This is a genomic window from Stenotrophomonas sp. OVS01A, assembly GCF_019969775.1.
GTDB lineage: Bacteria > Pseudomonadota > Gammaproteobacteria > Xanthomonadales > Xanthomonadaceae > Stenotrophomonas > Stenotrophomonas indicatrix.
Window position 1 is genome coordinate 96,017 of sequence record NZ_JAHXYV010000001.1, and the last position, 22,674, is coordinate 118,690.

Below are 22,674 nucleotides of genomic sequence, written 5' to 3' on the forward strand. Positions count from 1 at the left end.
GGGAAATGGGCAGGGGAGGGGGAGGGGGCCGGTCCATGAGGGAGTGTTACTCCGTAACAACTGCGTGCCGATCATGCGCCTGTCCGGCGATGGCGACCATGCCGTTTCTGGCCGATCACACGGCCCCTTTCCACACCGTTCAGGCAGTCATGACCGGGCCCGGCCCTTTGCGCCAGCGGCTGGCTCTGCGACCATGACCGCCCCCCACCCCGGATGTCCGTAATGAGCCTGTCCGCCGTTCCGCCCGCCCCCGATCCTGCCGCCATCGCTGCTGGCGCCGCTTGGTCACCGGAGAGCTGGCGGGGCAAGACCGCGCTGCAGATGCCGACCTATCCCGATCCGGTGGCACTGGATGCCGCGCTGCACGAGCTGAAGCGGCTGCCGCCGCTGGTGACCTCGTGGGAGATCCTGGCGCTGAAGCAGCAGCTGGCCGACGCCCAGGAAGGCAAGCGTTTCCTGTTGCAGGGCGGCGACTGCGCGGAGAATTTCAGCGACTGCGAATCGGGCACGATCTCCAACCGGTTGAAGGTGCTGCTGCAGATGAGCCTGGTGCTGGTGCACGGCCTGCGCCAGCCGGTGATCCGCGTCGGCCGTTTTGCCGGCCAGTACGCCAAGCCGCGCTCGGCCGATACCGAGACCCGCGACGGCGTGACCCTGCCCAGCTACCGCGGCGATGTGATCAATGCGCCGGCCTTCACCGAGGCGGCGCGTCTGCCCGACCCGAAGCGGATGCTGCAGGCCCACGCGCATTCGGCGATGACGATGAACTTCGTGCGGGCGCTGATCGATGGTGGCTTCGCCGATCTGCACCATCCCGAATACTGGAACCTGGAATGGGTGAGCCATTCGCCGTTGGCCGCCGAGTACCAGAAGATGGTGGCCTCGATCGGTGATGCCGTGCACTTCATGGAGACCCTGGCCGGGGCCCGTGTGCACAACCTCAACCGCATCGATTTCTACACCTCGCATGAAGCGCTGCTGCTGCCCTACGAGCAGGCGCTGACCCGGCAGGTGCCGCGCCAGCAGGGCTGGTTGAACCTGAGCACGCACTATCCGTGGATCGGCATGCGTACCGCCGCGCTGGATGGCGCGCACGTGGAGTACCTGCGCGGCGTGCGCAATCCGATCGCGATCAAGGTGGGCCCGTCGGTGACGCCGGACCAGTTGTTGCGCCTGATCGATGTGCTCAACCCGGATGACGAGCCGGGCCGCCTGAGCTTCATCCATCGTATGGGAGCGGCGCAGATCGCGCAGAAGCTGCCGCCGTTGCTGGATGCGGTCAAGCGCGATGGTCGTCGCGTGCTGTGGGTGTGCGATGCGATGCACGGCAATACCGAAAGCACCGCCAACGGCTTCAAGACGCGGCGCTTCGACAACGTGCGCGGCGAGGTCGAGATGTCCTTCGACCTGCACGCGGCCGCAGGCACCCGCTTGGGCGGCGTGCATCTGGAGCTGACCGGTGAGGATGTGACCGAATGCACCGGCGGTGCGCGCGAACTGACCGAGCGTGACCTGGAGCGCGCCTATCGTTCGACCGTCGACCCGCGTCTGAACTACGAGCAGTCGCTGGAGATCGCGATGGCGATCGTGCGCAAGCAGGAGCAAGTGCGGTAGGGATTTTTTCGGCAGGGCTGCGCCCTGCACCTGCAGAGGCCACTGCCAGAGCAACAGCAAGAGCGGCATTCCGTGGTTGGCGGGGCGGTGTCGGATTGCGGGGACGCCGCAAGTACGTCCCTGTAGGCTCAGCCGCGCCATCCATGGCGCGGATGCCCCGCAATCCGACACCGCCCCACCTCTGACAGATTTCCGGTGGCTGTTGGTCCATCTGTGCTTCGCTTGGATCAAATCCAATCGAAATCGAATATTTCGACAATTGATCGAAGAGCATCCACGCATCGCGTGGATCTACGTGTCGACCAAGGTCGACACCCACCAAGAGCAGGCCATGACATTCCGACAGATCGCGGGAAATTGTCGGAGGCGGGGAGGGGGCAGATGGCGGGGGCGTGAGCGCCATGGATGGCGCGACCGAGCTTACATGGACGTACTTGCAGCGTCCCCCGCCATCTGTCCCCTCCCCGCCATCCCACGGAATGCAGGCTGTTGCTGTTGCTGTTGCTGTTGCTGTTGAGGTTGAGGTTGAGGTTGAGGTTGAGGTTGCCGGCCAGCGGCCGGCACTACCGCGGGTGCAGGGCGCAGCCCTGCCGAACACCCCCGCCTACATTCTGCTTACGAACGACTGACATTGTGCTCATGGTGCATGGGCCACGCTGTAGCTCGGTGTTTACAGCGAGGATGCATGGTGGTCTGGCAACAGCTGCAGCAGTACCTGTGGCCGATCGGCAGCGCCCTGGTGGTTGGCGGCCTGGGGGCTTGGGTCGTACTGGCCCTGTACCGCCGCCTGCGCGGGCGTGACCGGCGCCGTGCGCGCATCGGCCGGGTGATCGGACCGCCGCTGGCCCTTGCACTGCCCGTGCTGTTGCTGGTGCCGGCGCTGCAGACCACGCCATTGCCGGAACACACGCTCGATCAACTGCTGCGCGTGCTGCACATCGCCCTGACCGCCTGCTTCATCTGGTTGCTGGTGCGCGGCGTTGCGGCGGGTGAGCGGGCGATCCTGCGCAGCCATCCGATCGATGTCTCGGACAACCTCGAAGCGCGCCGCATCCAGACCCAGACGCGAGTGCTCAGTCGCGTGCTGATGGGCGGCATCATCGTGCTCGGTGCTTCGCTGGTGCTGCTGACCTTCCCGATGGTGCAGAAGATCGGCACCGCACTGTTGGCGTCAGCGGGCCTGATCGGCCTGGTGGCGGGTATCGCCGCCAAACCGGTGTTCGGCAATCTGATCGCCGGCCTGCAGATCGCGGTGACCCAGCCGATCCGACTCGATGACGTGGTGATCGTCGAGGGCGAATGGGGGCGCATCGAAGAGATCGGCAGCAGCTACGTGGTAGTGCGCATCTGGGATGAGCGGCGGATGGTGGTGCCGCTGACCTGGTTCATCGAGCACCCGTTCCAGAACTGGACACGACGCAGTGCCGACCTGCTGGGTACGGCTTTTCTATGGCTGGACTACCGTGCGCCGATCGCGGCGATACGTGCCGAGCTGGAACGCATCTGCCAGGGCCAGCCGCTGTGGGATGGACGGGTGTGCGTGACGCAGGTGACCGAGACCAGCGAGCGCGCGATACAGGTGCGGCTGCTGGTCAGCGCGCGCAGTTCCGGTGATGCGTTCGACCTGCGCTGCCTGGTGCGCGAACGCATGCTGGATTTCCTCGCACGCGAACATCCGCAATCGTTGCCGCAGGTGCGCGCGCGCCTGCAGCGGGACGATGAGCTGGATATGCCGCGGATGCGGCGTGCAGGCAGCGCCGATGTGCGTTCACCCGGTGCGGAGGATGGTGAGGCGGCCATCGCGCCGGCGGAGCCGCGCCCGGAATGGTAGCGCCGGGCCATGCCCGGCGGATTGCAGAGTGCCGCTGCGCTCGCCGGGCACGGCCCGGCGCTACCATCCATTGGGTCAGGGGTCGCCGGATTCGATCAAGGTATCGGTATCGAAGTGCGGTGGGCGCCGGGCGCGCGTGCGCTGCTCATACGCGTAGGCCATCTCGATCAGCTTCGGTTCGCTCCAGGCCGTGCCCATGAACAACAGCCCCGCCGGCAGGCCATCGATCTGGCCCATCGGCACGCTCAGGCTGGGGTAGCCGGCGACGGCGGCGACGCTGTAGCTCTCGCCGGGGAAGTCATCGCCGGTGCTGCGCAGGGGCCAGGCCACACCGGTCGTCGGTGCGACCAGCGCATCCAGCTTCTGCGATGCCAGCACGGCGTCGATGCCTTCCGGGCCCGCCAGTCGCCGCGCATCGCTGCGCGCGCGGATGTAGACGGGATCGCCCAGGCCTGGAGTCGCCTGGGCTTCCAGCAGCAGCTCCTGGCCGAACAGCCCCAGTTCCTGGCCTTTGTGTGCCTGGTTGAAGGCGATCAGCCCGGCCAGGCTGCGCAGTGGCGCCTGGTAGGTGTTGAGGTAGCGCTCCAGACCCGCCTTGAATTCGTACAGCAGCACGATGCGCTCGGCATCGGCCCAGGCGCCCTGGTTGGGTAGTTCCACCGGCACCACCACGGCGCCGGCGCGGCGCAGTTCAGCGACAGCCTGTTCAACCAGCGGTGGCATCCCGCGATATTTCAGCAATGGTGTCTGCAGCAGGCCGATGCGCTTGCCGCGCAGGCCCTGCGGATCCAGCCGTGCGGTGTAGTCGTAGACTGCGCGGCCGGGCATGGTCGCAGTGGCGGGATCGGCGTCATCGCGGCCAGCGATGGCGGTCAGCACGGCGGCGGCGTCGGCGACGCTGCGGGTCATCGGGCCTGCGGTGTCCTGGCTGAAGGAGATCGGGATGATGCCTTCGCGGCTGACCAGGCCGACGGTCGGTTTCAGGCCGACCACGCCGTTGATCGCTGCGGGGCAGACGATGCTGCCATCGGTTTCAGTGCCGATGGCCACGCTGGCCAGGTTGGCGGCCACGGCCACCGCGCTGCCGCTGCTGGAGCCGCAGGGGGAATGACTGAGGCGGTAGGGATTGCGGGTCTGGCCGCCGCGCGCGCTCCAGCCGGAGATGGAGTCGTTGCCGCGGAAGTTGGCCCACTCGCTGAGGTTGGTCTTGCCCAGCACCACTGCGCCCGCTTCGCGCAGGCGCCGGACCAGGTAGGCATCGCCGGGGCGGAAGCCCTGCAGGGCCAGCGAGCCGGCACTGGTGGCCATCGGTGCGGCGTTGATGTTGTCCTTCAGCAGGATCGGGATGCCATGCAGGGGGCCGCGCAGGCGGCCGGCACGGCGCTCCTGGTCGCGCTGTGCGGCTTCCTTGAGGGCATCGGGGTTGAGTTCGATCACCGCGCGCAGGCGTGGCCCGGTGCGGTCCAGGGCGGCGATGCGCTTGAGGTAGGCGCCGGTCAGGGTGACGCTGTCGAGCTCACCGGCGACCATCCGCGCCTGCAGGTCGGAAACTTCGGTCTCGGCGTAGGGGAAAGGCATAGAGCTGTTGCCGGGTTCACCGGCATGCGCGGTGGACGCGGCCGGGCTGCAGCCAGCAGCGAGCCCCGCAGGCAACGCGGTGATCAGGAAGGACAGGAGGGGCGGCAAGGACAGGCGCATGGGGCAGCTTCGACGGCTCCGATCCCCAGTGTAGCGGCTGCTCAGCGACGGCGCTTGCGCAGGTCGCGCGCCAGCACGTAGACGACGATCAGGTTGATCGCCAGCACCGTCCACGAGGCCCAGCCGGGATGGCGGACGATCGCGTAGATATCGAAGGGCAGATAGATGGAGGCGGTCAGGCAGCCCAGCCAGGAAGCCCATGCCTTGGCTTTCCAGAGGCCCCAGGCCTCGACCAGGTGCAGCAGGCCGTAGCCGATCATCGCCGCCGCAGCCAGGTGCACCGCGTCGGGACTGATTGCATTCAACAGCGAGGGCAGGGTGCCGTGATCCGGGTCCAGGCTGAAACGCCGGATCAGGGCATTGACGCCGTCGCGAAGCGGCTGCGGGCCGAGGATTTCCAGCCCGGTGGCCGCCAACAACGCCAGCATCGCCTTGCTCGCTTCGAGCAAGGCGATGACATGGAGGCCCGGATGCCGGTGTGGATCCGGGTTGTAGCCGTTCTGGCTCACGGTTCGCTGGATCAGCCGCCGCGCGAGTTCTTCTTGCGGTCGCTTTCGGTCAGGAACTTCTTGCGCAGACGGATCTCCTTCGGGGTGATCTCGACCAGCTCGTCGTCTTCGATGAAGTCCAGGGCCTGTTCCAGCGAGTACTTGATCGCCGGGGTCAGCTGGATCGCATCGTCCTTGCCCGAAGCACGCATGTTGGTCAGCGGCTTGGTCTTGATCGCGTTGACGGTCAGGTCGTTGTCCTTGGAGTGGATGCCGACCAGCTGACCTTCATACACGTTGTCGCCTTCAGCAGCGAACAGCTTGCCGCGTTCCTGCAGCGGGCCCAGCGAGTACGCGGGGGTGGTGCCCGGCGCATTGGCGATCATCACACCGTTGATGCGCTTGGCGATGGCGCCCTGTTCCTTCGGACCGTAATGGTCGAACACGTGGAACAGCAGGCCCGAGCCCTGGGTGAGGGTCTTGAACTCGTTCTGGAAGCCGATCAGGCCACGGGCCGGGATCTGGTATTCCAGGCGCACGCGGCCCTTGCCGTCCGATTCCATGTTCTTCAGCTGGCCCTTGCGGGTGCCCAGCTTTTCCATCACGCCGCCCTGGTGGACTTCTTCGATATCCACCACGAGCTGCTCGATCGGCTCCATGGCCTGGCCGTCGATCTGCTTGATGATCACTTCCGGGCGCGACACGGCCAGCTCGTAGCCTTCACGACGCATGTTCTCGATCAGCACCGACAGGTGCAGTTCGCCACGGCCGGAGACCAGGAACTTGTCGGCGTCTTCCAGCTGTTCGACCTTCAGGGCCACGTTGTGGACCTGCTCGCGGTCCAGGCGGTCCTTGATCTGGCGGCTGGTCAGGAACTTGCCACCGGACAGGTCCTTGTTGCCGGCGAACGGCGAGTTGTTGACCTGGAAGGTCATCGAGATGGTCGGCTCGTCGACGGTCAGTGCCGGCAGGGCTTCCGGGGTTTCCGGGTGGCACAGGGTGTCGGAGATGGTCAGCTCCGGAATACCGGAGATGGCGACGATGTCACCGGCTTCGGCGGTGTCCTGCTCGATGCGCTCCAGGCCCAGGAAGCCCAGCACCTGGGCGACCTTGCCGTTGCGCTTCTTGCCTTCACGGTCGATCACCGCGACCTGCATGTTCTTCTTCAGGGTGCCGCGCTGGATGCGGCCGATGCCGATCACGCCCACGAAGTTGTTGTAGTCCAGCTGGCTGATGCGCATCTGGAAGGGACCTTCCGGGTCCACTTCCGGCTTCGGCGCGTGCTGCATGATCGCTTCGTACAGCGGGGTCATGTCGCCGTCGCGCACGGTGTCTTCCAGGCCGGCGTAGCCGTTCAGGGCCGAGGCGTAGACGATCGGGAAGTCCAGCTGCTCATTGGTGGCGCCGAGCTTGTCGAACAGGTCGAAGACCTGGTCGATCACCCACTCCGGACGCGAGCCCGGACGGTCGACCTTGTTGACCACGACGATCGGCTTGAAGCCCATCGCGAAGGCCTTCTGGGTGACGAAGCGGGTCTGCGGCATCGGGCCGTCCATCGCGTCGACCAGGATCAGCACGGTGTCGACCATCGACAGCACGCGCTCGACCTCGCCGCCGAAGTCGGCGTGTCCGGGGGTGTCGACGATGTTGATCCGGTTCTTGATACCGGTCTTCTTGTCTTCCCAGGTGATGGCGGTGTTCTTGGCCAGGATGGTGATGCCGCGTTCCTTTTCCTGGTCGTTGCTGTCCATCACGCGCTCGGCGAGGACGGTACGCTCGGACAGGGTGCCGGACTGCTTCAGCAGCTGGTCGACCAGGGTGGTCTTGCCATGGTCGACGTGAGCGACGATGGCGATGTTGCGAAGGTTTTCGATGGACATACGAAAGGGGGCCAGTCGGCGCCGGATTTGGAAAAAGAAGTCCAACATTATACGTCGAACTTGACGATTGGCGAAAACCTGGATTTCAGGACTGCTGAGGCCCCCATTCAGCCTGCCCCCCGGCGCTGCCCGTCCGCAGGCTGAAGACCCTGCCTGCGCACATGGTCGAAGCCGCCCATGCCACGGGGGAGGTGTATCCTTATGGGGCTGATTACACACCCCGCATCCCAAGGATCTGCATGTCCCTCATCGCCACTTTCGACACCACCCAGGGCCCGATCAAGGTCGAGCTGTTCGCCGACAAGGCGCCGCTGACGGTCGCCAACTTCGTGAACCTGGTCAAGCGCGGCTTCTATGACGGCCTGATCTTCCACCGCGTGATCCCCGATTTCATGATCCAGGGCGGCTGCCCGCAGGGTCGTGGCACCGGCGGCCCGGGCTACAAGTTCGAAGACGAGAAGAATGGTGTGAAGCACCAGATCGGCTCGCTGTCGATGGCCAACGCCGGCCCGAACACCAATGGCAGCCAGTTCTTCATCACCCACATCAAGACCGATTGGCTGGACGGCAAGCACACCGTGTTCGGCCAGGTCCTGGAAGGCCAGGCGATCGTTGATTCGGTCAAGCAGGGCGACGTGATCCATTCGATCACCCTGGAAGGCGACACCGACGCCGTGCTCGCCGCCCAGGCAGAGCGCGTGGGTGAGTGGAACAAGATCCTCGCCGCCTGATCCAATACCCGGACGGCCCCCTGCAGAGGGGGCCGTTTCCATGTTGCGGCCGCCCCGCCAGGCCTGTCCCCGCCCGCGCGGCCATCTCCCACAACGCTACTTAGCTTCTTAGCAGAGGAAATCCCCATGAAAGCACCTGTTCGTGTTGCCGTGACCGGCGCCGCCGGCCAGATCGGCTACGCCCTGCTGTTCCGTATCGCCTCCGGTGAAATGCTGGGCAAGGACCAGCCGGTCATCCTGCAGCTGCTGGAGCTGCCGGTCGACAAGGCCCAGGCCGCCCTGAAGGGCGTGATGATGGAGCTGGAAGACTGCGCGTTCCCGCTGCTGGCCGGCATGGTCGGTACCGACGACGCTGAAGTCGCCTTCAAGGACGCCGACATCGCCCTGCTGGTCGGCGCACGTCCGCGCGGCCCGGGCATGGAGCGCAAGGATCTGCTGCTGGAAAACGCGAAGATCTTCACCGCCCAGGGCGCCGCACTGAACAAGGTCGCCAAGCGTGACGTGAAGGTGCTGGTGGTCGGTAACCCGGCCAACACCAACGCCTACATCGCCATGAAGTCGGCGCCGGACCTGAACCCGCGCAACTTCACCGCCATGCTGCGCCTGGACCACAACCGTGCGCTGAGCCAGCTGTCGACCAAGCTCGGCAAGCCGGTCGCCGGCATGGAAAAGCTGGTGGTGTGGGGCAACCACAGCCCGACCATGTACCCGGACTACCGTTTCGCCACCGCCGATGGTGCGTCGATCGCCGATGCGATCAACGACCAGGAGTGGAATGCCAACACCTTCATCCCGACCGTCGGCAAGCGCGGCGCGGCGATCATCGAAGCCCGCGGCTCGTCCTCGGCAGCTTCGGCGGCCAACGCAGCGATCGACCACGTGCGTGACTGGGTGCTGGGCAGCAACGGCAAGTGGGTCACCATGGGCGTGCCGTCCGACGGTTCCTACGGCATTCCGGAAGGCGTGATCTTCGGCTTCGCGGTCACCACCGAGAACGGCGAGTACACCCTGGTCAAGGATCTGCCGGTCGACGACTTCAGCCAGAAGTACATCGACAAGACCCTGGCCGAGCTGGAAGAAGAGCGCGCCGGCGTCGCCCACCTGCTGGGTTGATGCGGTCGGTGCCGGCACCCTGCCGGCACCTTTCCATCAGGGTAGGTACCGGCTGTTGGCCGGTACGCAGGAAACGGGGAGGCTTCGGCTTCCCCGTTTTCGTATGGAGTACCTGGCAACGACATGATCCTTCTGCATTACATCGACGACGCGCTTTTGGTGGCCGAGAAGCCGGCCGGCCTGCTGTCCGTGCCCGGCCGCTCGGCGGAGAACCAGGACTGCGTGGTCGCACGGCTGCAGGCGGTGTATGCCGATGCGCTGACCGTGCATCGCCTGGACCAGGTCACCTCTGGCCTGCTGCTGCACGCGCGCGGCAAGGACATGCAGGTAGCGCTGTCGATGCAGTTCGAGAAGCGCCAGGTGGGCAAGCGTTATGAAGCCATCGTGCAGGGGCTGCTGGAAGATGATGCCGGTGAAGTGGACCTGCCGCTGATCGTCGACTGGCCGAACCGGCCCAAGCAGATGGTCGACCACGAACGCGGCAAGCCGGCGCTGACCCGATGGCGGGTACTGTCGCGTGACACCGAGGCGCAACGCACGCGCGTTGAACTGGAACCGGTCACCGGCCGCAGCCATCAGCTGCGCCTGCACATGGCCAGCCTGGGTCATCCGATCGTCGGCGACGTGCTGTATGGCGCAGAGGCCGCGCAGCGCGTGTGCCTGCATGCGCGGAAGCTGCAGTTCACTCACCCGGTGACGGGCGAGGCGCTCGCGTTCGAGTCTACGACTCCGTTCTAGAAGGGTAGGGTGTTCGGCAGGGCTGCGCCCTGCACCCTGCACCGGCGGTAGTGCCGGCCGCTGGTCGGCAACCTCAGCAGCAACAGCAACGGCAACAGCAACAGCAACAGCAACAGCAACAGCAACAGCGGGGTTCCGTGGGATGGCGGGGCGGGTCCGGTTGCGGGGGACGCCGTAAACCCATCCCTGGGGGCTTGGCCGCGGCATCCATGCCGCGGACACCCCCGCAACCGGACCCACCCCGCCATCCCAAGGAATGCACGCTCTTGCTGTTGCGGTTGCGGTTGCGGTTGCGGTTGCCGTTGCCGTTGCCGTTGCCGTTGCTTCGGCGGGTGCAGGGCGCAGCCCTGCCGGCAACACACCCCCTACCAAGGTAGGGCGGCCCACGCGCCAGCGCCGGACTATGCTCGAAGCCATGACTTTGTCTGGGAGGGCTGCGTCATGAACTACGAGGAAACCTACCGCCGCTCGATCGACGAGCCGGAGGCATTCTGGGGCGAGGAAGCCAAGCGCATCCATTGGCACACGCCGCCGCAACAGGTGCTCGACTACAGCAACCCGCCGTTCCGGCGCTGGTTCGTGGGTGGTGAAACCAACCTCTGCTACAACGCCGTCGACCGGCATCTGGCCGACCGCCCGGACCAGCTCGCACTGGTCGCCATCTCCACCGAAACCAACAGCACCCGCGAAATCACCTATCGCCAGCTGTATCGCGAAGTGAACGACTTCGCCGCCGTGCTGAAGCACCTTGGCGTCGGCCACGGCGACCGCGTGGTGATCTACATGCCGAACATGGCCGAGGCCGTGTTCGCCATGCTTGCCTGTGCACGTATCGGTGCGGTGCACTCGGTGGTGTTCGGGGGCTTCGCTGCGCACAACCTCGCGCTGCGCATCGACGATGCCAAGCCGAAGCTGCTGATCGCTGCCGATGCCGGCATGCGTGGCGGCAAGCTCATTCCGTACAAGGCGATGGTCGATGCCGCCTGCGCCGAAGCCAGCAGTCCGCCGCCGCACGTGCTGATCGTTTCGCGCGGGCTGGACCCGGCCGAGCCACGCATCGAAGGGCGCGACGTCGAGTACGCCACCCTGCGTGCGCAGATCGGGCAGACCGATGTGCCGGTGCAATGGCTGGAATCGAGCGAGCCCAGCTACCTGCTGTACACCTCCGGCACCACCGGCAAGCCGAAGGGCGTGCAGCGCGATGTCGGTGGCTATGCGGTGGCGATGGCGCAGTCGATGCAGACCGTGTTCGACTGCAAGCCGGGACAGGTGATGTTCTCCACCTCCGATGTCGGCTGGGCCGTGGGCCACTCCTACAACGTGTATGGCCCGTTGATCGGCGGCTGCACCTCGCTGCTGTACGAAGGGCTGCCGACCAACCCCGATCCGGGCATCTGGTGGGCGCTGTGCGAGCAGTACAACGTGCGCACGATGTTCTCTTCGCCGACGGCGATCCGCGTGCTGAAGAAGCACGATGCCGATTTCATCCACCGCCACGACCTGGATGCGCTGAAGTATCTGTTCCTGGCCGGCGAGCCGCTGGACGAGCCGACCGCGCACTGGATCAGCGACGCGCTGGGCAAGCCGATCATCGACAACTACTGGCAGACCGAAACCGGTTGGCCGGCATTGACCCTGTTGCCTGGGCTGGACATGAAGCCGGTGCGGTTCGGCTCGCCCGGGTTCCCCAATCTCGGCTACCGGATGAAGGTGATCGACGAGAACACCGGTGAAGAGGTGGCTGCCGGGCAGAAGGGTGTGCTGGTGATGACGCCGCCGTTGCCGCCGGGCTGCATGAGCACGGTCTGGAATGACGACAGCCGCTTCCTGCAGAGCTACTTCAGCCACTTCAAGGAACTGCTGTACAGCTCGCTGGACTGGGCCATCCGCGATGACGATGGCTATACCTTCATCCTCGGCCGCACCGACGATGTGATCAACGTGGCCGGGCACCGTCTGGGCACGCGTGAGATCGAAGAGGCCATCTCCAGTCACCCGCGCGTGGCCGAGGCAGCGGTGATCGGGGTGAAGGACGAATTGAAGGGGCAGGTGCCGCTGGTGTTCGTCACCCTCAAGCAGGGGCTCGATGGCGAAGACCCGGCCGCAGTGGTGGCCGAGATGATGGCCACGGTGACCACCTCGCTGGGGGCGGTGGCGCGACCGGCGCACATCCATGTGGTCAACGCGCTGCCCAAGACCCGTTCGGGCAAGCTGCTGCGTCGCTCGCTGCAGGCATTGGCCGAGCAGCGCGACCCCGGCGACCTGTCGACGCTGGACGACCCGGGCGCGCTGGAAGAGATCCGCCGCGCGCTGGGACGCTGATCGGGGTGGTAGCGCCGGGCCATGCCCGGCGAGCGCAAAGCGCGGAAAAGCCGCCAGGGATGGCCTGGCGCTACCCAGGCCTGCCAGGACATGCGCTAAGCTCCGCCTGTCATCGACCTGCAACACGCGGCACGCGCCGGGGAACGCGCGTGCCACCCGGGGATGGCGAACAGGGGGGCGCGCCCGCAAGGGCGTGCATGCGTATCGCATCGTGGGAAGGGGGAGCTATGGCACTGCTGCATGCCAAGACGGCCGCTGGCCGCCAGGAAATCGAAGATCGTGCCCGGCGCCTGCCGGCGGCGCTGCGTTCGATCCTGTTGATGGTTGACGGCCAGCGTGATGAAAGCGAACTGCGCGGCTTGTTTGAAGGACTGCGCGCGCCGCCGGATGCGCTGCAGCAGCTGGCTGCACTGGGCCTGATCGAGGTGGTCGGCGGCAGGGCCGAACCTGTGCCGCAGCGCGGGCTGTGCAGCGGCCGCGAGCAGGATCCGGCGCTGTACCAGCAGTTGTACGACGCGATGAGCGATGCCGTGCGCCGCCATCTGGGCCTGAAAGGCTACTTCATGCAGTTGAAGATCGAGCGCTGTACCGACGCGGTCGCCCTGGAAAAACTGTGCCCGGAAATGATCGCCGCGATCGGCAAGGCACGCAGCCCGGCGCTGGCCCAGCGCTGGTGGCAGGAGATCCAGATCTCGATGACACCGGTCACTGCCGAGGTCGTGCCCGGCTGACGCGCGGGGTAAAGTGGTCCGCTCTTTTTCCGCCCAGGAGCCCCGCATGCAGGACGACACCGATACCCCCGGTTGGGATGCGATCAATGCCGCGCTGGCACCGCTGTACGCCGGCCAGGAGCCGCGTCACTTCGGTACCGCGCTGCCGTACACGCTGGGTGGCCAGGATCCGCTCGACGGCATCAGCGTGTACTGGGCGGAATCACCGGTTCCGCATTGGCACTACGTCACCTACGGCCTGTCAGAACTGTATGCAAAAGAGAGCAGTGATGCGGCCACCAGTGGCTATGGTTTCGAGCTGACGTTCCGTCTGGCTGCGGACAAGGGGGAGGATGCAGGCAGCACGCCGCCTGCGTGGCCGATGAGCCTGCTGCAGAATCTGGCGCGCTATGTGTTCAGCAGCGGCAATGTGTTCGAGGATGGCCACCACCTCAACGCCAATGGCCCGATCGCGCTGGAGACCGACACCCGTCTCTGCCATCTGGCATTCGTTGCCGATCCGCAGTTGCCACCGCGCGACACCGCCAATGGACATTTGCAGTTCCTGCAGGTGGTGGGGCTGACCGACGAGGAAATGGACGCGATCAAGCGCTGGTCCACGCGCGGTGTCCTGCAGGTGCTTGAGGACGCGATGCCGCTGTGGATCACCGATCTGCATCGCGGCAATCTGCTGGACGATCCGGCGCTGGCCGCGCGGGTGGAGGCCGGCAGCGAGCGTGAGGGGTCCAGTACCGGCATGTTGTTCATCGAGACGCTGGACTGGCGGCAGACGGCGGGTATCACCACGCTGGTGCTGGGGGCCGGGCAGGTCGGCAGTGTGGGTGAGCTGCTGCCACTGCGCCTGCGCCACGGCAAGGCTCTGACGCTGGTCAGCCGCGAACGGCAATGGGAGTTCATGCCGGCCACCGATGGCGCGGTCGCGGTCGAGGACGACAACGTGCGCTGGATACTGGATGAGGCGGCGTTGCAGGCCTGGCATGGCGTGCGGCCGCAACGCGGGACCTACCCGGTGTCGAATACGTTGCAGGTTGAAGTGGTGCCGACGTTCCTGCGCGATGCGAAGGGCGAAGTGATCCGCGAAATCGGCTGACCGCGCCGATGGCACCAATGGGGTCGGAGCCGCCTGCTGCGCAGACGGATCCGACCCCGGATCCATCAGGCCAGGCCTTCGGCCTTCAGCACCGCCTGCACGCCCGGATCGGCGTCCATGCGCGCCTTGTAGGCGGCCAGGTTGTCCAGGCCCGACAGGTCGACCTTGGTGCCGGCCGCCCAGCGCAGGGTGATGTAGAAGTAGGGATCGGCGAAGCTGCGGAAGCCGGCCAGCCACGGCTTGTCGGCCAGCTGCCTGTCGGCGGTCTCGAACAGGGCGCGCAGGCGCTTGTGCGCGGCGGCGCGGATCGCGTCGTACTGGCCTTCATCGGCGATGAACTTGCCCGGCGCGAACAGCGGCGAGAACGCCGGGTGCACGTCGGAGTTGACGAAGGCCAGCCAGCGGGTGGCTTCAGCGCGCTGGCGCGGGCTGCCATCGCCGCCGAGACCGGCCTGCGGGTAGCTGTCGGCGATGTAGCCCATGACCGCCGCGTTCTGCACCAGCACGAAGTCGCCATCGACGATCGCCGGTACCGCGCCGGCCGGATTGATCTTGAGGAATTCCGGACCCTTCAGGGTGTCCTTGTTCAGCAGTTCGACCTCGAACGGCTGGCCGGTCCACTGCAGGGCGATGTGGTCGGCGGTGGAACAGGCACCGGGCTTGCTGTACAGCTTCATGGGAACTCCAGGCGGGGTGTGGCGGGAAACCACCACTATCCCAGAGCCCAGCCGCACGCGGCAACGCTGCCACCGGCAACGGATCGTTACGACTGCCGGGGCTTGAGGTTCTGCACTTTGTAGAAGGTGTGATCGCCGATGGTGGCCACCTGGTAGGCGTTGCGCCAGTTCGGGCTGGCGATGGCCAGCGCAGCGAAGTGGCTGGCGCCAGGCACGATCTCGCGGCGCTCGCCGGCTGGCAGCGCCCAGTTGCGCTCGGCGTCGAAGGCCACGTCCATCGCCTCACTCCACGCCGCATCGTTGCCCAGCTGGGTGCCGGGGGAGACGATGGTGGGGGCGAACTGCTTGCGCGCGGTCACCACCTGGCACATCGAGTCGCCCCACAAGCCACTGTCGAGGCGACGCAGGGCGACTTCGGCCACCGCCTGCTGGCCACGCAGGGTCTGGTCGCGGGCTTCCAGGTAAACGGTGGTGCTCAAACACAATGAATCAGCGGCCGGCTGCGGCAGCAACTGCGACAGCCAGAGAATCCAGGCCAGTTTCATATAACTCCTTGCTCCGTGTGGGACGCACCTGGCGGTTCCGGCAGCGCAGGCTGCTGGAGGCGGGGTACGACTTGGCGTCATGGGGAGGCGGCCATCGGGGCTGCCCCGTGGGCGGCCCCAAGAACACGATCGTGGATCGATCGGCGGGGTCCGCACCGGCTCACCGGAAACTGGCTGGTGAGCAGAAAGTCGGCGCAAGGTAGGGGGGGATTGCCGAACGCATCCTGAATCGTCCGGCTTGACATTCAGCTTTGGGGGCCGGTGACGGAAATCACATTCCGGCCCCCATTCAGGTGCTCATCAGAGCGCGGCGGCGAGTCGGCTGCCCTGATCGATCGCACGTTTTGCATCGAGTTCGGCGGCCACATCTGCACCACCGATCAAGTGTGCGGTGATGCCCGTGGCCTGCAGTTCGGCCTGCAGCGCGCGCTGCGGTTCCTGGCCGGCACAGATCACCACGTGGTCGACCGGCAGCAGCTGTTCGCTGCCGTCCACGCGGATGCGCAGGCCCGCATCGTCCACGCCCAGGTACTCGACACCACCCAGCATGCGCACGCCCTTGGCCTTCAGCGTGGCGCGGTGGATCCAGCCGGTGGTCTTGCCCAGGCGTGCACCGGGCTTGCCGGCACTGCGCTGCAGCAGCCACAGCCTGCGCGGCGACGCCTCCACAACCGGGCGGGCCAGTGCACCGCGGGCCTCGAAGGTGGCATCCACGCCCCATTGGGCCATCCAGCGTTGCGGGTCCAGCGATGGCGAGGGGCCGTCATGGGCAAGGAACTCGCCGACATCGAAGCCGATGCCACCGGCGCCGATGATGGCGGCGCTGGCACCCACCTCGACCCGGCCCAGCAGCACGTCCAGGTAGTTGACCACCTTGGCGTGGTCGGCACCGGGGAAGTCGACCTTGCGCGGCAGGATGCCGGTGGCCAGTACGACCTCGTCGAAGCCGGCCAGGCTGGCCGCGTCGGCACGGGTGCCCAGGCGCAGCTGCACGCCGGTCTCGCCCAGCTTGTGGCGGAAGTAGCGCAGTGTCTCGTGGAACTCTTCCTTGCCGGGAATGCGCTTGGCCACGTTGAACTGGCCACCGATCTCCTTGCTGGCGTCGAACAGGGTGACCTGGTGGCCGCGTTCGGCAGCGACCGTAGCGCAGGCCAGGCCGGCCGGGCCGGCGCCGACCACGGCCACCCGCTTCGGTGCGGTGGTCGGGGTGTAGACCAGCTCGGTCTCGTGGGCGGCACGCGGGTTGACCAGGCAACTGGCCAGCTTGTTTTCGAACACGTGGTCCAGGCAGGCCTGGTTGCAGGCGATGCAGGTGTTGATGGCCTCGGCACGGCCGGCGCGGGCCTTGTTCGGCCACTGCGGGTCGGCCAGCAGCGGGCGTGCCAAGGACACCATGTCGGCACCGCCATCGGCGAGGATGCGTTCGGCGACCTCGGGCATGTTGATGCGGTTGGTCGCCACCAGCGGCAATGACACATGCGGCTTGAGCTTGGCGGTGACCGCGGCGAATGCGCCACGCGGTACCGAGGTGGCAATGGTCGGAATGCGCGCTTCATGCCAGCCGATGCCGGAATTGAGGATCGTCGCACCGGCGGCCTCGATGGCCTGGGCCTGCTGCACGATCTCTTCCCAGTTGCTGCCGTCTTCGACCAGGTCGACCAGCGACAGGCGGTAGATGATGATGAAATCCGGGCCGCAGGCTTCGCGGATGCGGCGCACGATCTCCACCGCAAAGCGCATGCGCTGTGCGGCATCACCGCCCCAGCGGTCATCGCGCTTGTTGGTGCGCGGGGCGATGAACTCGTTGATGAGGTAACCCTCCGAGCCCATCACTTCCACGCCGTCGTAGCCGGCTTCGCGGGCCAGCTTCGCGCTGCGTGCATAGTCGGCGATGTGTCGCTCGACGCCGCTGGCCGACAAGGCGCGCGGGGTGAACGGATTGATCGGCGCCTTCAGCTTCGACGGCGCTACCGACAGCGGGTGATAGGCGTAGCGCCCGGCATGCAGCAGCTGCAGGCAGATCTTCGCGCCGTGCTGGTGCGCGGCGGCGGTCAACTGCCGATGCGGGCGCACTTCCCAAGGCCAGGACAGCTTGCCGCCGAACGGCTTGAGCCAGCCGACCACGTTCGGCGCGAAACCACCGGTGACGATCAGGCCGACGCCACCTTCGGCGCGCTCTGCGAAGTAGGCGGCCAGGCGCGGGAAGTCGCGTGCGCGGTCCTCCAGGCCGGTGTGCATCGAGCCCATCAGCACCCGGTTGCGCAGCTGGGTGAAGCCCAGGTCCAGCGGGGAGAACAGGTGGGGGTAGGCGCTTTCGTTGGCTGGCGACATGTCGATACGCTTGCGTACGGAAGCGCGAAGGGTGCCGCGAAACGGCGCCCGGGGCAAGGGCTGCCTCGCTCGGTAGCGCCGGGCCATGCCCGGCCTACCGGTCAGCTCAGGGCGATTGCGGTTGCCGGCCAGCGGCCGGCACTACCGGTGCGCGGCCGATCCCGAACCAGCCAAGCGTGACCCCGCACAACGGTCCGATCAGCAACGCGAAGGCGAGCGTGCCGACGCCGACATTGCCGCCCAGCCACCACCCCAGCAGCAGCACGCTGCCTTCAATCAGGCTGCGCACCTTCCAGATTGGCCAGCCGGTGCGCGCGTGCAGTCCGGTCATCAGGCCATCGCGCGGGCCAGGGCCGAGCTTGGCGCCGATGTACAGGCCGGTGGCCAGCGCCACCAGCAGCATGCCGGCGCAGAACATCGCCACTTGCCAGCCGAGGCCGACCGCCGGGGGCAGCAGCCATAGTCCGAACTGCGCCGAAGGACCGATCAGCATCACGTTGAGCACGGTACCGACACCTGGCTTCTGCCGCAGCGGCCACCACAGCAGCAGCACCAGCGCGCCGATCACGTTGGTGGCCAGGCCGAACGACAACGGCGTTTGCGCGGCGATGCCCTGCGACAGCACGTCCCACGGCGCGACACCGATGGCGGCGCGGATCATCAGCGAGGCGCCGAAGCCGTAGAGGAACAGGCCGATGATCAGTTGCAGCAGGCGCAGGGGCAGGGCGGAGGGCATGACGGGCTCGGGGGAGTGGGATCTGTTTCCACCCTAGTCCCGAAACGGAGCGTTCAATAGATACAGATGCCGGCCAATCCACTGCGACAGGCTGTGGGGGGTGAATCAGTCGTCCCAGCCGGCCAGCGCCAGCTTGCCGATGGTGCGGCCGCCGGCCAGACGCTGATGCGCGGCATCCAGGTTGGCCGCATTGATCGGGCCCAGCACTTCGCTCAGCGTGCCGCGCAACTGGCCCGCGTCGATCATGCTGGCGGCGCGGTTGAGGATGCGGTGCTGCTCAATGCGGTCGGCGGTGGCAAAGCGCGCGCGGGCGAACATGAATTCCCAATGGATGCCGATGCACTTGGCCTTGTAGGGATCGCCGATGCGCAGCGGGCCGCGGGGTTCCACGATCAGGCCTACATGTCCCTGTGGTGCCAGCAGCTGGCCCAGTTCGTCCCAGTAGTGATCGGTGTCGGCCAGGTTGAGTGCCACCTGCACTTCGTCGACGCCAAGCGCCTGCAGCTGCGGCAACAGGGGCTGGCGATGGTCGATGACATGCTGGGCGCCCATCCGCCGGCACCAGTCGATCGAGGCTTCACGCGAGGCGGTGGCAATGACCTCAAACCCCGCGTGGTGGGCCAGCTGGATCGCCATCGAGCCGACACCGCCGGCACCACCGATCACCAGCAGGCGCTGGCCGGCGTGGCGGCGATCATCAAGCTGCAGGGGCATGCGCTGGAACAGCAGTTCCCAGGCAGTAAGGGTGGTCAGCGGCAGTGCGGCTGCTTCGGCGAAATCGAGGGTGGTCGGTTTGCGTGCCACCAGCCGCTCATCCACCAGCTGATACTGTGCATTGCAGCCAGGGCGGGTGACATCTCCTGCGTAGTAGACCTCGTCACCGGAGGCGAACAGGCTGGCCTCCTCGCCCATCGCTTCGACCACCCCTGCCGCGTCCCAGCCGAGAATGCGCGGGGTATCCAGCGACGCGGCCGACGCGGCTGCACGCAGCTTCCCGTCGACGGGATTGACGGAAAGTGCTTCGACACGGATCAGCAGGTCACGGCCACGCGGCGGCTGCGGCGGTGGCAACACCAGGTCGCGCAGGGCAGGGGCGGAGTCACGGCACAGGGCGACGGCTTTCATTGCAGCTCCAGCTCGGTTCCTGTCTGCATCATAAGGTTCCTCACCTCGATGGGCGCGCGCTGAACCGCTTTGGGATAACCCGCGCCAAATCTGACGCATCTGGCCGTTAAACCCTTCCAAACCCTTGTGGTGCGTGGGTCTTGCGGATTTTCATCATCCTGTATAGGGTTTCAACGTCGGACCGGTGGCCGGTCGTGCGCGGCGCTTCACATGTTACGGGACTGTTAACATGACCTTCACCCGCCTGAGCATAATGTTCGCGGCGGTGGCGTGCTGAATCGGCTGTCTGAACATCGACGCAGTAGTGCTGGCCCATGCCTCTACCGGTTTCATACCCCCGAAATAGGAGCTGTACTCAATGAACAAGAAGATCCTTACTGCCGCGCTGCTGGGCGGTCTGGCTTTCGCCCAGGCTGCGTCGGCGCAGGAGTTCGATGACCGCTGGTACCTGACCGGTTCGGCCGGCTTCAACTTCCAGGACAACGACCGCCTGACCAACGACGCTCCGTTCGTGACCCTGGGTCTGGGCAAGTTCATCAGCCCGAACTGGTCGCTGGATGGTGAGCTGAACTACCAGAACCCGAACTTCGACGCCAACCAGGATCAGAACTGGTCGCAGTACGGCGTGTCGTTCGATCTGCGTCGCCACTTCATCAAGGAAGGCCGCGGCTGGAACCCCTACATCGTGGGCGGCCTGGGCTACCAGAAGTCGGAAGAAGAGTACCCGGCTCTGGACACCAACGGTCCGCGTGAGCGCAAGGACGGCAACCTGGCTGCCAAGCTCGGCGTCGGCCTGCAGACCACCTTCGACAAGCGCGTTGCTGTCCGCGCCGAAGTGGCCTACCGCGCTGACTTCGACGACCAGAGCATCGCCGCGCGCGACGAAAGCTGGTTCGGCGACGTGCTGGCTTCGGTCGGCGTCGTGATCCCGCTGGGCCCGGCCCCGGTGGCTGCTGCTCCGGCTCCGGCTCCGGTTGCCCCGAGCTGCGCCGACCTGGATGACGACGGTGACGGCGTCAACAACTGCGACGACAAGTGCCCGAACTCGCAGCCGGGTCAGACCATCGGTCCGGACGGTTGCCCGGTGCCGGTCTCGATCGACCTGAAGGGCGTGAACTTCGACTTCGACAAGTCGAACCTGCGTCCGGACGCTGTGGCCATCCTGAGCGAAGCCACCGAGATCCTGAAGCGTTACCCGGATCTGCGCGTTGAAGTTGCCGGTCACACCGACTCGAAGGGTACCGACGCTTACAACCAGAAGCTGTCGGAGCGTCGTGCTACCGCGGTGTACAACTACCTGACCAAGAACGGCGTCGACGCTGGCCGTCTGGCCGGTCCGATCGGCTACGGCGAGAGCCGTCCGATTGCGCCGAACACCAACCCGGATGGTTCGGACAATCCGGAAGGTCGCGCCAAGAACCGTCGTACCGAGCTGAACGTCCAGAACTAAGTTCTGACGCTCTGCCAGTAAGACACAGCAGGACCCGGCTTCGGCCGGGTCTTGTTGTTTGTGCGGTCCGCAATGATGAATCAGCGCTGGAATGGTGACCGTTCGTCGGTAATTTGCTTATTAAACCAATGAGTTGCCGTATTCATTGAAAGTGGCGCTTGAAAGATGACGCGGCATTGCTAAACTCGCCGCGTCACTTCCTTTCGTGGATGCCCTCATGCTGCGCTCTGCATCGGCTGCCGTTCTGGCGCTGGCCCTGGTTCCTGCTGCTCACGCTGCGGTCGATTGCTCGGTCAACACCAGCGCTTCGCCGCTGCCGTTGCCGGCCACGGCCGTCGCCCCGGTGGCCGACGAGCTGTACATCCGCAGCAGCCAGCTGGGCATGTCCAGCGGCGTGCTGGGCAGCAGCTACGATCCGTCGCAGTCGCTGGACCAGGTGCTGCAGCGCTTGCGCATCGATGGCTGCCAGAACATCGCCAAGGCGATTCCGAGCGCGCCGGCGGTGAAGCCGAATGATCCGGCCGCGTACAAGCCGCAGACCGAGTTCGACAACACGCCGTGGCGCTTTGACATGAGCCAGAACGGCAAGCGCATGACCGCCGAAGAGTTCGACGCCTGGATGAAGGCGCGCGGCGTACGCGTGGTCAAGGCGCGTCCGGTTCCGGCAGCCACCCCGGCCGCAGCCGAAGTGCCGGCTGAGACCAAGCCGGTCGACAAGAAGTAAGCGCGGCGGGGAGCAGAGGCTTGCGCACGCGCCGCCCACCTGCCGCCCCCGCTGCCCGCTCCCACGCTGCGCGTGGGCGTGCGAATCCCCCTGCGGTTTCCGCTGGCGTGCGCCATGGCCTGGCGCGCGTGCTGTCCAAGGCGGGTGTGTGCTCGCGCAGCGAGGCCGCGCGCTGGATCGCTGATGGCCGCGTTCGTGTCGCCGGGCGCATCGTCCGTGATCCGGAATTCCCGATTGCCAGCCCGGCGCCACCGATCGAGGTCGACGGCCAGCCGATGGGCGCACCGCAACGTCTGTACCTGATGCTCAACAAACCGCGCGGGGTGGTCACCACCGTGCAGGATGAGCGTGGCCGCGACACCGTGTACCGCTGCTTCGATGGTGCCGGCCTGCCGTGGATCGCGCCGGTCGGTCGCCTGGACAAGGCCAGTGAAGGCCTGTTGCTGTTCAGCAATGATCCGCAGTGGGCTGCGCGCCTGACTGATCCGCAGACCGGCCCGCACAAGACCTACCACGTGCAGGTGGATCGCCTGCCCGACGAGGACACCCTGGCCGCGCTGCGCGCCGGTGTCGAAGACGAGGGCGAGTTCCTGCTTGCCCTGGCCGTGCGCGTGCTGCGCAGCGGCGACAAGACCGCCTGGCTGGAGGTGGTCCTCGACGAGGGCCGCAACCGCCATATCCGTCGCCTGCTGGCGGCCTTCGACCTGCAGGTGCTGCGCCTGGTCCGCGTTGCGATCGGAGAGCTCACGCTCGGCGATCTCGGCAAGGGCCAGTGGCGGGCGCTGGAGGTCAGCGACCAGCAGCGGCTGGGGGCCGCTGCACCGGGCTGAGTGATGCCCACGGCCGGCGC

At 66.4% G+C, this 22,674-nt stretch carries 19 protein-coding genes; 11 read left to right on the forward strand and 8 right to left on the reverse strand.

Annotated elements, in window-relative coordinates:
* Positions 1-222: 222 nt before the first annotated feature.
* Positions 223-1,614 (forward strand): 3-deoxy-7-phosphoheptulonate synthase class II, encoded by a 1,392-nt coding sequence (locus LC407_RS00490; RefSeq protein WP_025879324.1) that lies wholly within the window; start codon positions 223-225, stop codon positions 1,612-1,614.
* A gap of 685 nt (positions 1,615-2,299) precedes the next feature.
* Entirely contained in the window at positions 2,300-3,445 is a 1,146-nt protein-coding gene (locus LC407_RS00495; protein WP_223481997.1) for a mechanosensitive ion channel family protein, read from the forward strand.
* 75 nt (positions 3,446-3,520) lie between these two features.
* Here LC407_RS00495 and LC407_RS00500 read toward each other — a convergent pair whose 3' ends face one another.
* From LC407_RS00500 to typA, 3 genes are read right to left on the reverse strand one after another with little or no spacing between them, the layout of a single operon-like run.
* Positions 3,521-5,143, reverse strand: coding sequence for an amidase (locus tag LC407_RS00500; protein ID WP_223481998.1), 1,623 nt, complete (start codon positions 5,141-5,143; stop codon positions 3,521-3,523).
* Between the two features lie 41 nt (positions 5,144-5,184).
* Positions 5,185-5,652: a DUF2127 domain-containing protein gene (locus tag LC407_RS00505; protein WP_025879438.1), complete on the reverse strand. Its 468-nt coding sequence runs from the start codon at positions 5,650-5,652 to the stop codon at positions 5,185-5,187.
* Positions 5,653-5,663: 11 nt separating this feature from the next.
* The gene (gene typA, locus LC407_RS00510; protein WP_025879437.1) at positions 5,664-7,511 is read right to left on the reverse strand and encodes a translational GTPase TypA; all 1,848 of its coding nucleotides are present in this window, start codon (positions 7,509-7,511) and stop codon (positions 5,664-5,666) included.
* Between the two features lie 239 nt (positions 7,512-7,750).
* Here typA and LC407_RS00515 point away from each other — a divergent pair, with 239 nt between their 5' ends.
* From LC407_RS00515 to LC407_RS00540, 6 genes are all read left to right on the forward strand, one after another.
* Entirely contained in the window at positions 7,751-8,242 is a 492-nt protein-coding gene (locus tag LC407_RS00515; protein WP_025879436.1) for a peptidylprolyl isomerase, read from the forward strand.
* Between the two features lie 126 nt (positions 8,243-8,368).
* Positions 8,369-9,355, forward strand: a complete 987-nt coding sequence (locus tag LC407_RS00520; protein WP_025879435.1) for a malate dehydrogenase — start codon at positions 8,369-8,371, stop codon at positions 9,353-9,355.
* 123 nt (positions 9,356-9,478) lie between these two features.
* Positions 9,479-10,093 carry an RluA family pseudouridine synthase gene (locus LC407_RS00525; RefSeq protein WP_025879434.1) on the forward strand — a complete coding sequence of 205 codons (615 nt, stop codon included), beginning with the start codon at positions 9,479-9,481 and terminating at the stop codon, positions 10,091-10,093.
* A 441-nt stretch (positions 10,094-10,534) separates the two neighbouring features.
* Entirely contained in the window at positions 10,535-12,415 is a 1,881-nt protein-coding gene (gene prpE, locus LC407_RS00530) for a propionate--CoA ligase (protein WP_099841971.1), read from the forward strand.
* Positions 12,416-12,642: 227 nt separating this feature from the next.
* Entirely contained in the window at positions 12,643-13,146 is a 504-nt protein-coding gene (locus LC407_RS00535) for a hypothetical protein (RefSeq protein ID WP_140224718.1), read from the forward strand.
* Positions 13,147-13,192: 46 nt separating this feature from the next.
* The gene (locus LC407_RS00540; RefSeq protein WP_223481999.1) at positions 13,193-14,236 is read left to right on the forward strand and encodes a suppressor of fused domain protein; all 1,044 of its coding nucleotides are present in this window, start codon (positions 13,193-13,195) and stop codon (positions 14,234-14,236) included.
* 65 nt (positions 14,237-14,301) lie between these two features.
* Here LC407_RS00540 and LC407_RS00545 read toward each other — a convergent pair whose 3' ends face one another.
* The 5 genes from LC407_RS00545 to LC407_RS00565 form a co-directional block, all read right to left on the reverse strand.
* Positions 14,302-14,913 (reverse strand): glutathione S-transferase N-terminal domain-containing protein, encoded by a 612-nt coding sequence (locus LC407_RS00545; protein WP_223482000.1) that lies wholly within the window; start codon positions 14,911-14,913, stop codon positions 14,302-14,304.
* An 86-nt stretch (positions 14,914-14,999) separates the two neighbouring features.
* Entirely contained in the window at positions 15,000-15,458 is a 459-nt protein-coding gene (locus tag LC407_RS00550) for a cell wall hydrolase (RefSeq protein WP_025878087.1), read from the reverse strand.
* 300 nt (positions 15,459-15,758) lie between these two features.
* Positions 15,759-17,789, reverse strand: a complete 2,031-nt coding sequence (locus LC407_RS00555) for an NADPH-dependent 2,4-dienoyl-CoA reductase (RefSeq protein WP_223482001.1) — start codon at positions 17,787-17,789, stop codon at positions 15,759-15,761.
* A 106-nt stretch (positions 17,790-17,895) separates the two neighbouring features.
* Positions 17,896-18,525, reverse strand: coding sequence for a membrane protein (locus tag LC407_RS00560; RefSeq protein WP_033830442.1), 630 nt, complete (start codon positions 18,523-18,525; stop codon positions 17,896-17,898).
* A gap of 105 nt (positions 18,526-18,630) precedes the next feature.
* Positions 18,631-19,650 carry a zinc-binding alcohol dehydrogenase family protein gene (locus LC407_RS00565; RefSeq protein ID WP_223482002.1) on the reverse strand — a complete coding sequence of 340 codons (1,020 nt, stop codon included), beginning with the start codon at positions 19,648-19,650 and terminating at the stop codon, positions 18,631-18,633.
* 358 nt (positions 19,651-20,008) lie between these two features.
* On the opposite strand from LC407_RS00565, the gene LC407_RS00570 reads away from it, so the two are divergent.
* From LC407_RS00570 to LC407_RS00580, 3 genes are all read left to right on the forward strand, one after another.
* Positions 20,009-21,100, forward strand: coding sequence for an OmpA family protein (locus tag LC407_RS00570; RefSeq protein WP_025878092.1), 1,092 nt, complete (start codon positions 20,009-20,011; stop codon positions 21,098-21,100).
* 217 nt (positions 21,101-21,317) lie between these two features.
* Positions 21,318-21,824: a hypothetical protein gene (locus tag LC407_RS00575; protein WP_025878093.1), complete on the forward strand. Its 507-nt coding sequence runs from the start codon at positions 21,318-21,320 to the stop codon at positions 21,822-21,824.
* A gap of 20 nt (positions 21,825-21,844) precedes the next feature.
* The gene (locus tag LC407_RS00580; RefSeq protein WP_025878094.1) at positions 21,845-22,654 is read left to right on the forward strand and encodes a pseudouridine synthase; all 810 of its coding nucleotides are present in this window, start codon (positions 21,845-21,847) and stop codon (positions 22,652-22,654) included.
* Positions 22,655-22,674 lie beyond the last annotated feature (20 nt).

What these genes read in the sequence shown, in the direction of transcription:
- LC407_RS00490 (WP_025879324.1), top strand. Translation starts at nt 223, where the DNA reads ATGAGCCTGTCCGCCGTTCCGCCCGCCCCCGATCCTGCCGCCATCGCT.
- LC407_RS00495 (WP_223481997.1), top strand. Translation starts at nt 2,300, where the DNA reads ATGGTGGTCTGGCAACAGCTGCAGCAGTACCTGTGGCCGATCGGCAGC.
- LC407_RS00500 (WP_223481998.1), bottom strand. Translation starts at nt 5,143, where the DNA reads ATGCGCCTGTCCTTGCCGCCCCTCCTGTCCTTCCTGATCACCGCGTTG.
- typA (WP_025879437.1), bottom strand. Translation starts at nt 7,511, where the DNA reads ATGTCCATCGAAAACCTTCGCAACATCGCCATCGTCGCTCACGTCGAC.
- LC407_RS00515 (WP_025879436.1), top strand. Translation starts at nt 7,751, where the DNA reads ATGTCCCTCATCGCCACTTTCGACACCACCCAGGGCCCGATCAAGGTC.
- LC407_RS00520 (WP_025879435.1), top strand. Translation starts at nt 8,369, where the DNA reads ATGAAAGCACCTGTTCGTGTTGCCGTGACCGGCGCCGCCGGCCAGATC.
- LC407_RS00525 (WP_025879434.1), top strand. Translation starts at nt 9,479, where the DNA reads ATGATCCTTCTGCATTACATCGACGACGCGCTTTTGGTGGCCGAGAAG.
- prpE (WP_099841971.1), top strand. Translation starts at nt 10,535, where the DNA reads ATGAACTACGAGGAAACCTACCGCCGCTCGATCGACGAGCCGGAGGCA.
- LC407_RS00535 (WP_140224718.1), top strand. Translation starts at nt 12,643, where the DNA reads ATGGCACTGCTGCATGCCAAGACGGCCGCTGGCCGCCAGGAAATCGAA.
- LC407_RS00540 (WP_223481999.1), top strand. Translation starts at nt 13,193, where the DNA reads ATGCAGGACGACACCGATACCCCCGGTTGGGATGCGATCAATGCCGCG.
- LC407_RS00545 (WP_223482000.1), bottom strand. Translation starts at nt 14,913, where the DNA reads ATGAAGCTGTACAGCAAGCCCGGTGCCTGTTCCACCGCCGACCACATC.
- LC407_RS00550 (WP_025878087.1), bottom strand. Translation starts at nt 15,458, where the DNA reads ATGAAACTGGCCTGGATTCTCTGGCTGTCGCAGTTGCTGCCGCAGCCG.
- LC407_RS00555 (WP_223482001.1), bottom strand. Translation starts at nt 17,789, where the DNA reads ATGTCGCCAGCCAACGAAAGCGCCTACCCCCACCTGTTCTCCCCGCTG.
- LC407_RS00560 (WP_033830442.1), bottom strand. Translation starts at nt 18,525, where the DNA reads ATGCCCTCCGCCCTGCCCCTGCGCCTGCTGCAACTGATCATCGGCCTG.
- LC407_RS00565 (WP_223482002.1), bottom strand. Translation starts at nt 19,650, where the DNA reads ATGAAAGCCGTCGCCCTGTGCCGTGACTCCGCCCCTGCCCTGCGCGAC.
- LC407_RS00570 (WP_025878092.1), top strand. Translation starts at nt 20,009, where the DNA reads ATGAACAAGAAGATCCTTACTGCCGCGCTGCTGGGCGGTCTGGCTTTC.
- LC407_RS00575 (WP_025878093.1), top strand. Translation starts at nt 21,318, where the DNA reads ATGCTGCGCTCTGCATCGGCTGCCGTTCTGGCGCTGGCCCTGGTTCCT.